We start from the raw sequence: 9109 nt of genomic DNA on the forward strand, positions 1-9109 counted from the left end.
TGTGCGAGCAGGCGATCTAGTGCGCCCGGGGGCGGAAACCAACCCGTTCGCGCGGGATCATTTGCTCCGCACGGACGGAATCCCCCGCCTGCACATCCGCATTCGATCTGCTATAAGCGACTCGGGGGGCGCTCGGGCAGCGTCCGGACGCCCGCCTCGAATGCAGGAGAGGCAAAGATGGCTGTCACCCGGACGTTCGATGCTCAGCCCGCCGCCCCCGAGATAGCGGTGCGGACGATCTCTACCGCCGATCTGCGAGCGGTGCTGAGCGAAGGCTATCGCGATTTCCTCGAGAAACGAGGCGATCTGATCGTGGTCGGCCTGATCTATCCGATCATCGGCTTCGTCGCCGCCGCGGTCTCCCTTGGCGGCCAGCTGATCCCGCTCTTCTTCCCGATCGCCGCCGGCATCGGCCTGCTCGGTCCGGTCGCGGCGCTCGGCTTCTACGAGCTGGCCCGCCGGCGCGAGGCCGGCCTCGATTCGAGCTGGCGCCATTTCCTCGACGTGACGAAGCGGCCAGGCTGGGATTCGATCATGGCGGTCGCCGGCATATTGCTGCTGATCTTCTCGGCCTGGCTGCTCTCGGCCTGGATCCTCTACGCCTTGTTTATCGACGCGCCGCCGCAATCCGTGAGCTATTTCGTCGAGCGTCTGCTCGTCACCCAGGGCGGGTGGCGCCTCATCGCCATCGGCAATCTCGTCGGGATCGCATTCGCCGCTCTGGTGCTGACGCTCAGCGTCGTGTCGCTGCCGATGCTCGTCGATTGCGACGTGGGCGCGCGGACCGCGATCGCCACCTCCATTCGGGCGGTCAAAGCGAACAAGGGACTGATGTTCCTGTGGGGCGTGATTGTCGCGGTCCTGCTCGTCCTGGGATCGATACCGGCTTTCGTGGGCTTGGCCTTCGTGCTCCCCTGGCTCGGCTATGCGACCTGGCACCTTTATACGAGACTGGTCGACCGGACCGACCTGCCCAGGCATGCCGCCGGCTGATCCCACGCCGTCGAAGCTCGCGCAGCCCTCATGATCTGATCCGCCGCCTCTGCTATGCCCCGCACAAAACAGGGGGGCGAAAGGTGGTTCGATCGGGTCTCACGCTGGCCGCGGCGTTGCTGCTTCTCCTGGCGGCGATGGCGCTCAAGGGGACGCTGATCCCCCTTCCCTCCTCGCCATCAGAACCGACGGCCGATCGGTTCGACGCCCATCGCGCCGCAGCGCGGCTCGCCCGAATCCTCGGAGATCAGCGGCCTCACCCGGTCGACAGCCCGGCCAGCGACGCGGTGCGCCGCAGGCTGCTCGCCGAGATGCGCGCGGTGGGCCTCGATCCGCAGGTCAGCGACGATTTCGCCTGCAACGGCCATGCTCGCGGCCGCGCCGTCGGATGCGCGCGGGTACGCAACCTCGTTGCGACCATCGGTCCGCGGCGCGGCCGACACCTTCTCCTCTCCGCTCATTATGACGGCACCTTTGCCGGTCCCGGCGCCGCCGATGCAGGCATCGCCGTCGCGACCCTGCTCGAGACCGCCCATCTGCTGCGCGGCCGCACGCTGGGCCGGCCGGTCACCTTCCTGTTCAACGAAGGCGAGGAGATGGGGCTGATCGGCGCGCGTGCCTTCCTCGACCGGGACCCTCTGGCGGAGCAGGTCGATTCGGCGCTGAACTTCGAGGCGCGCGGCGTCACGGGTCCCGCGACGATGTTCGAGACGAGCCGTCCGAACGGCCCGGCCATCGCCCGCTTCGCCCGCTCGGTCGACCGGCCGGTCGCCAACTCTCTGAGTACCGACCTCTATCGGCTCATCCCCAATTCGACCGACGTCGCGGTCTTCGAGGAGCGCGACTGGACCATCCTCAACTTCGCGATCATCGGCAACGAGACGCGATATCACAGCGCCGGCGACGACCTCGCGGCCCTGGACAGGCGCAGCCTCCAACATATGGGGGATCAGGCGCTGGCCCTCACGCTCGATCTGGCGCAACGACCGGCGCCCACGGCTTCCGGCGAATGGCTCTATGCCGACCTGGCCGGCCGACAGCTTCTCACCCTTCCCCTCCTCCCCGCGCTCGCCTTGCTCGGCCTGCTGCTGGTCTTCTTCATGGCGCTGGTCGTGCGGCGACGCGCGATCGCCCGGCCCTGCGCCGCGGTGGCGATCGGCCTGTTGGGCGCGGGCGGAATTGCGTGGGCGGGTCAGGCGATCCTCTCCGTAATCCGCTCCGGCGACTATTGGCGTGGCCATCCCTGGGTGACCGAGCTTGCAGTCTACGGCTCGGCAATGGCGGCGATACTGCTGGCCCTGCTCCTCGTCGCCCCCGGCTCCGGCCCGCGGCCGCTTCGCGCCGCCTTCTGGCTCATCTTCCTCGCGGGCGGAGCGGCGACGAGCGCGGTGGCGCCTGGCGCCGCAATCTACTTTCTGTTCCCGCCGCTCGTTGCCGCAGCCGGAATCCTGCTCGGGCGGCGGTGGCCGGTCGCGGAGCCCGCCGGCGCGATCGCGGCGGCGCTGCTCCTGTTCCTCAGCTTCGGACCGGCGCTTTCGCTGTTCGAGGAGCTGATGAGCAATGGCCCGCATTGGATGTTTGCGCCGATCGGCGCAGTGATCCTGCTGCCGGCGCTGATCGAGCTCCTGCCGCTGATCAGACGCGTGCCGCGGATTCTCGTCCTGGCCGGCGCGGGCGACCTGTTCCTCCTGCCCTGGGCCGCAGTCGCGCTGACGCCCGCCTATAGCGAGGATCGCCAGCAGCTCTTCGCCATCGAATATGTCTGGGATGCCGACGCCCGGACCGGACGCTGGGCGGTCAACAATGACGGCGCGCCGGTGCCGTTCGCCGCCGATTGGGAAAGGGCCGAGCTGCCTCATTCGATGCGCAAGCGCTGGGTCGCGCCGGCCCCGGCGCTTCCCGTCGCCGCGCCCGCGGTGGAAATCGCGGCACGACGACCCGTCGCGGGTGGCCGCCGGCTGACCTTGCGGCTGCGGACCGGAGGCGCCGAGAGCGTGACCCTGCTCGCGCCGCCCGACGCAGCAGTGCGAGCGGCCGGGGAGCCGGGATATCTGCGACGCTACCGCCCCGGCGGCCGCGAGGATCGCTACGCTTTGCGTTGCGTCGGCCGAAGCTGTGACGGTGCCCTGATCGAGTTGGTGATCGGCCGCCCCGAGCCGGTCGAGTTCACCGTCATCGGCACCCGCTCCGGCCTGCCCCCTGCAGCGGCGCCCCTCGTGGCGGCAAGGCCCGAACGGGCACGGCCGCAATATGCACCGGACACGACTATCTCGATATCGCGAACGAGGATGTGAGGGCGCCGCGACACGTGCACCCTCGGCAGATCTGCGCTAATCCGCGCGCGTGGCCGATCTATTCCAGGACGAACCCCCGCCTTCGCCTCCGGCGCCGCCGGCGGACAATGCGCCCCTCGCGGACCGCCTTCGGCCGCGCCGCCTCGAGGATGTCGTCGGCCAGGAGCATCTGACCGGGTCGGACGGCGCAATCGGCCGCATGGTGGCTGCGGGCAAACTCGCCTCGATGATCCTTTGGGGTCCGCCCGGGACCGGCAAGACGACGATCGCCCGCTTGCTCGCGGACGCGGTCGGCATGCGCTTCGTGGCCATATCAGCCGTATTCTCCGGCGTCGCCGATCTGAAGAAGGTGTTCGCAGAGGCGCGCGATCACCGGCGAATCGACAAGCAGACTTTGTTGTTCGTGGACGAGATTCACCGCTTCAACCGCGCCCAGCAGGACGGCTTCCTGCCTTATGTCGAGGACGGCACCGTCGTGCTGGTCGGCGCGACCACCGAGAACCCGTCATTCGAACTGAACGCGGCCTTGCTTTCGCGCGCGCAGGTGCTGATCCTCAACCGTCTCGACGCGGCTGCCCTGGGCAAACTGCTCGACCGCGCCGAGGCCCTGATGGACCGGCCGCTGCCGCTGACCGTCCAGGCCCGCAATGCCCTCATCGCCACCGCCGACGGCGATGGCCGCTTCATCCTCAATCAGGCGGAGACCCTGTTTTCGGTCGATCTCGATGCGCCGCTCGATCCGGCCGGGCTCGCCGCCTTGCTGCACCGGCGAGTCGCGGTCTACGACAAGGACCGCGAGGGGCATTACAATCTGATTTCGGCGCTGCACAAATCGCTGCGCGGATCGGACCCGCAGGCCGCACTTTACTATCTCGCGCGGATGCTCGTCGCCGGCGAGGAGCCGCTCTACGTGCTGCGCCGCATCGTCCGCTTCGCGTCCGAGGATATCGGACTCGCCGACCCAAATGCCCTGGTCCAGTGCCTGGCCGCCAAGGAGGCCTATGATTTCCTCGGCTCGCCCGAAGGCGAGTTGGCGATCGTGCAAGCCTGCCTCTATTGCGCCACGGCGCCCAAGTCGAACGCCGCCTATCGGGCGCAGAAAGACGCATGGCGGGCGGCCGAAGAGACCGGGTCGCTGATGCCGCCCAAGACCATCCTCAACGCCCCGACCCGGCTGATGAAGCAGATCGGCTACGGCAAGGGCTATCGCTACGATCATGACGTGGAGGGCGCCTTTTCCGGCGAGGACTATTGGCCCGAGGAAATGAAGGCCCGTACCTTCTACGCGCCGACCGATCGCGGCTTCGAGCGCAAGATCGCCGAGCGCATCGCTTATTGGGAGTCGTTGAAACGTGAGAAAGAAGCGTAACCTGATCCTGTTCCTGGCCGCGCTGGCCGCTCCGGCGGCGGCACAATCCCCTTCCGACCCGGAGCTTTACGACCGGGCTCTGGCAGCGGGTTACAAGGCCCAGTTCCTTTGCTCGGGTCTTTGGAATGGCGGCCGGACGCGCGACGAGGTCGAGCGTGACGAGCTGACCGGCATCTACGATCGGATCGCCGCCGCCGTTCCGGCGCTCCCGGCCGAGATCGACAAGGCGTCGCGCCAGGTCCGGGTCGGTTTCGCAGAAACCATGCCGCCCCGGACCGCTCAGTGGCGCGCCGGTCTCGGTTGCGTCTCGCTGCCGATCGGAGCGCCGGCGGAAAGCGCAGGCCGTCTGCCTCGGCTGAGCGACGCCGAAGCCGACCTGGGAGCGCTCGATCGGCGTCCCTGGCCGATGGGCGACGAAGGTGCCGAGGCGCCGCAGCCGCGGCCCGCCGAACTCGAGCGGGTCGCCGGCAGCGCGCTGGACGGCGCGGCGTTTGGCGGCCGGACCAGCGCCGTGCTCGTGCTGCGCAATGGCCGGATCGTCGCCGAGCGATACGGCCTCGGCCACGACAGACACACGTCCCAACGCACCTGGTCGGTCGCCAAGTCGCTCGCGGGCACCCTGATCGGTCACGGCGTGCAACGCGGGATAATCCGTACCGACGAGGCGGCCGATCTGACCGCCTGGCGCTCCCCCGGCGATCCCCGCGCGGCAATCACCGTGGACCAGCTGATTCGAATGGCGAGCGGCCTCACCAGCGATACGGCCGGCAACCGGACCGACGACCTCTATATGGGCGGGACGGCCGTCGCCGACCGCAGCCCGCGCTGGCCCCTGCTGCACCCTCCCGGTTCGCACTACCGCTATGCCAATAACGATACGCTGCTCGCGACGATGGCGCTGATGGAGAGGCTGCCGGAGACTGAGCGCCTCGGCTTTCCGCTCGGCTTTTTCCGACGCCTCGGCATGACCCGGACCATCGCCGAGACCGACTGGCAGGGAAATTTCATCCTCTCCAGCCAGGTGTGGACGACGGCGCGGGATCTCGCCCGGCTCGGCCTGCTATATCTCCAGGATGGCGTTTGGCAGGGGGAACGCCTGCTTCCGGAGGGCTGGCGCGAATACGTTACCCGCGCATCGGGGCCGCAGCCTGAGGGGGATTTCGGCTATGGCGCGACCTTCTGGCTGATGAACCGGTCGGAGGGCGTGCCGCCCGATTCGTTCGCCGCCTTCGGCAATCGCGGCCAATATCTGGTCATCGTCCCGTCGCGCGACCTCGTGATCGTCCGCCGCGGCTATGACTCGAGCCAGGACAGGTTCGACGTTGCCGCATTCACACGCGCCGTGGTGGCAGCCCTGGACTAGTGGACAGGATGCCACAGCGCCCCGGACCCTTCGAAACGTGGGACGAGGTCGTCTCCTTCGCTTTGTCTTTGCCCGAAACGGAGCTCTCGACATCGTACGGACGACCGGCGGTGAAGGTGCGCGGCAAGGCCTTCGTCTATCCCGGCCGCGAAGAAGGCAGCTTCGCCGTCGCCGCACCGATAGGCGAGAAGGAGCTGCTGATGGAGACCGAGCCCGACACCTTCTGGGAGACCGCGCACTATCGCGGCTGGCCGGCCGTGCTCGTCCGCTACGGCAGCCCATCGCGCGAACGGATCGAGACGCTGATCGATCGCGCCTGGTGGGACCGGGCCAGCAAGGCGCAACGCTCGGCACGCGGCGCCGAACGGCCTTGACGGAAGCGCCCCAGCGCCGCGCCCGATGATGCCCCCTTCCCGCCTGGTGCGGTTCGCGGCGATCGACTGGTCCGGCGCCAAGGGCCGCAGGCACAAAGGTATTGCGATCGCCGTCGCGGGCGAAGGTGATTCCGCCCCCGCGCTGGTGCGCCCGGGATATGCCTGGTCGCGCACCGAAGTGCTGGATTGGCTGCTCGCCGCGGACCAGGAAGCGCCGACCCTGTTCGGCTTCGACTTCAGCTTCGTGCCCCCGATCGCCGAGCGCGGCGAGTATCTGCCGGGCGAGAACCTGCCGCTGGAGGCGAAAGCCTTCTGGGCCTATGTCGACCGTGTGTCGGCGGACGAAGATCTAGGTGCCGCAAGCTTCCTTGAAACGCTGCATCGACGCCACTTCTACTTCGGAGCGGCCGACGGCGCGAAGCGTGATTTCCTTCACCACCGCGTCTGCGAGCATGTCTTCAACGCCGCCGGCGGCGGCAAGGCTTCGACGCTGTACGACGCGATCGGCGCCGCGCAGGTCGCCAAGGCGAGCTTCGCCGGTATGCGCCTGCTGCACCGTCTGCAGGGAAGCGTGCCGATCTGGCCATTCGATCGCCTGCTGCAAGGCGCCGGCGTGGTGGTCGAGATCTACACCCGCGTCTTCATCCGCATGGCTGGCCTGAGCGGGCGCAAGGTGCGCACGAAGCCCCAGCTGGACAGCGCACTGACAGCGCTGGGCAGCCGGCCGGCTCACCTCGACCGCGACCCCAATGATCATGAGACCGATGTGCTGATCGCCGCGGCAGGCCTGCGTCGCATCGCGGACAAAGAGCATTATTGGAACCCGTCCCTGCTGACGCCCACGCTCGCGCGGACCGAGGGCTGGACGTTCGGCGTAGTCTGACCGCCGACCCGCCCACGCTTTCCGCGCGGTCCTTTCCGGCTATGCTAACGGTCGCAACAGGAGGTGAAGCATGGTTCCAACGCGCTTATGGCTGCTCGCGGCAGCAGCGATCTTCGCCTCCTCTGCAGCGGCCGTGTCGGCGTCCGAGACGCCAGGGCTTTGCTGGACCGGCACCTGGGCGAGCTCCCAGCAGGTTCCGGAGGAGCACAATGCGCTCGGCCGTGAGAGTCTCGACGACGCCACCCTGCGCCAGATCGTCCGCACGACGATTGGGGGCGATCGGATCCGGCTGCGCCTCTCCAATCTGTTCGGCACCGAGCCGCTGCGCCTTCGCTCGGTCCGGGTTGCCGCCTCGGCCGATCCGGGCTCGCCCCGTATCGTCGACGGGAGCGACCGGACCGTCACCTTCGGCGGCAGCGACTCCGTCCTGATTCCCGCCGGCGCCGAAGCGCTTTCCGATCCAGTCGACCTAACCGTGGCGCCGATGAGCCACCTCGCCATCTCCTTCCACCTGCCCGATCCGCCAGAACGCCAGACCAGCCATCCCGGGTCACGCGCCACCTCCTATTTCGTGGCGGGGGACCGCAGCGCGGCGGTGGACCTTCCCGGCGCCGGAACCGTGACCCACTGGTACCAGCTCGGCGGGGTCGACGTCGCGACCGCCTGCGGCGCCGTGGCGGCGATCGTCACGCTCGGCGACTCGATCACCGACGGGTTCGGCGTCGCGCCGGACAGCGATACCCGCTGGCCTGATTTCCTGGCGCGGCGCCTGCGCGCCGATCCCCGGACCGGCCACCTGGCCGTGCTCAACCACGGGATCGGCGGCAACCGCCTGCTGCGCGACGGGCTCGGCCCCAACACGCTTGCCCGCTTCGATCGCGACGTGCTCCTGCAGCCCGGAGCGCGCTTCCTCATCCTGCTCGTCGGCGTCAACGATCTTGGCGTGTTCGCGCATGAGGGTCCCGCTACGCCGGAGGCCCATCGGGCGCTCGTCGCGAACATGATCGGGGCCTACCGCCAGATGGTCGCCCGAGCTCGCGAACGGCGGATCATGGCGATCGGCGCGACTCTCCCGCCGATTGGCGGCTCGGACTATCTGCGCGCGGACCCCGCGATCGAGGCGGACCGGCAGACCCTCAACGCCTGGATTCGCACGCCCGGACATTTCGACGCCGTCATCGATTTCGATGCGGCCTTGCGCGATCCCGCCGATCCGACCCGGATGCGCGCCGACGTGAATTCCGGCGATGGACTGCACCCGTCGATCGCTGGCTATGAGGCCATGGCGCGAGCGGTGGACCTGGGCCTGTTCGTGGGGGAATAGATCCCGGCTCGCCTCGCGTCTCAAGAGATTGGCTCCATCAGAATGGGGACGGAGCGTCTCTCCGGCCGCGCGGGACGGGAGGCCGCGAATGTGCCCGCACGAGCAGCCGTCGGCCGCGCCTTCCGTCTCCCCGCACGCCGGACGGTCGCGCGCCGTGGCGCCCGACTCCGCACGAACGCTTGACGCGGAACCACCGCGTCAAGACATGTTCGATGTTAGCGCTCCCATTTCCAGAGCGCTTTACGGGCCGTCCCGCGGCTCATGGTATCCCGGGCCCGTTCCGTCGCGACGTAAGCGTCGGGGCACCCTGCCGACATTCCGCTTGTTTTCATCGGCTTGACTGATCCGAAGCCTGTCCTTTCTCACCGCTGACCCGCACGTTGCTCGGGAGCGAACATCCAGGGACGACGGTTACGCGATTGACAGGCGGGCCCGATCGGGGCACAAAAATGTGAGCGCTCACATTTGCAGATGGAGCGTCGATTCAGGCCGAGCCAGTGCGCGGCCGG

7 protein-coding genes are annotated in these 9109 nt (G+C 68.5%); all 7 read left to right on the plus strand.

Annotated features, from left to right (window positions below):
• The first annotated feature begins 177 nt into the window (after nucleotides 1-177).
• The 7 genes from EKM57_RS17710 (at nucleotide 178) to EKM57_RS17740 (ending at nucleotide 8600) form a co-directional block, all read left to right on the plus strand.
• Nucleotides 178-993, plus strand: coding sequence for a DUF2189 domain-containing protein (locus EKM57_RS17710; protein WP_129793845.1), 816 nt, complete (start codon nucleotides 178-180; stop codon nucleotides 991-993).
• Between the two features lie 83 nt (nucleotides 994-1076).
• Complete coding sequence (locus EKM57_RS17715; RefSeq protein WP_129793846.1) at nucleotides 1077-3287, plus strand: M28 family peptidase; 2211 nt, start codon at nucleotides 1077-1079, stop codon at nucleotides 3285-3287.
• A gap of 49 nt (nucleotides 3288-3336) precedes the next feature.
• Nucleotides 3337-4656 (plus strand): replication-associated recombination protein A, encoded by a 1320-nt coding sequence (locus tag EKM57_RS17720; RefSeq protein ID WP_129793847.1) that lies wholly within the window; start codon nucleotides 3337-3339, stop codon nucleotides 4654-4656.
• Complete coding sequence (locus tag EKM57_RS17725; RefSeq protein WP_243451122.1) at nucleotides 4640-6019, plus strand: serine hydrolase; 1380 nt, start codon at nucleotides 4640-4642, stop codon at nucleotides 6017-6019. The genes EKM57_RS17720 and EKM57_RS17725 overlap by 17 nt, the downstream gene beginning before the upstream one ends.
• An 8-nt stretch (nucleotides 6020-6027) precedes the next feature.
• A complete protein-coding gene (locus tag EKM57_RS17730; RefSeq protein WP_129793848.1) occupies nucleotides 6028-6393 on the plus strand; it encodes an MmcQ/YjbR family DNA-binding protein in 366 nt (121 codons plus the stop codon).
• A 28-nt stretch (nucleotides 6394-6421) separates the two neighbouring features.
• Nucleotides 6422-7276 carry a hypothetical protein gene (locus EKM57_RS17735; RefSeq protein ID WP_129793871.1) on the plus strand — a complete coding sequence of 285 codons (855 nt, stop codon included), beginning with the start codon at nucleotides 6422-6424 and terminating at the stop codon, nucleotides 7274-7276.
• Between the two features lie 70 nt (nucleotides 7277-7346).
• Complete coding sequence (locus EKM57_RS17740; RefSeq protein WP_129793849.1) at nucleotides 7347-8600, plus strand: SGNH/GDSL hydrolase family protein; 1254 nt, start codon at nucleotides 7347-7349, stop codon at nucleotides 8598-8600.
• Nucleotides 8601-9109: the final 509 nt, after the last annotated feature.

This window comes from Sphingosinicella sp. CPCC 101087, from assembly GCF_004151485.1.
Taxonomy (GTDB): domain Bacteria; phylum Pseudomonadota; class Alphaproteobacteria; order Sphingomonadales; family Sphingomonadaceae; genus Allosphingosinicella.

Bases quoted from the DNA above. Each gene is read 5' to 3' on its own strand.
- EKM57_RS17740 (WP_129793849.1), top strand. From the start codon at position 7,347: ATGGTTCCAACGCGCTTATGGCTGCTCGCGGCAGCAGCGATCTTCGCC.
- EKM57_RS17710 (WP_129793845.1), top strand. From the start codon at position 178: ATGGCTGTCACCCGGACGTTCGATGCTCAGCCCGCCGCCCCCGAGATA.
- EKM57_RS17730 (WP_129793848.1), top strand. From the start codon at position 6,028: ATGCCACAGCGCCCCGGACCCTTCGAAACGTGGGACGAGGTCGTCTCC.
- EKM57_RS17735 (WP_129793871.1), top strand. From the start codon at position 6,422: ATGCCCCCTTCCCGCCTGGTGCGGTTCGCGGCGATCGACTGGTCCGGC.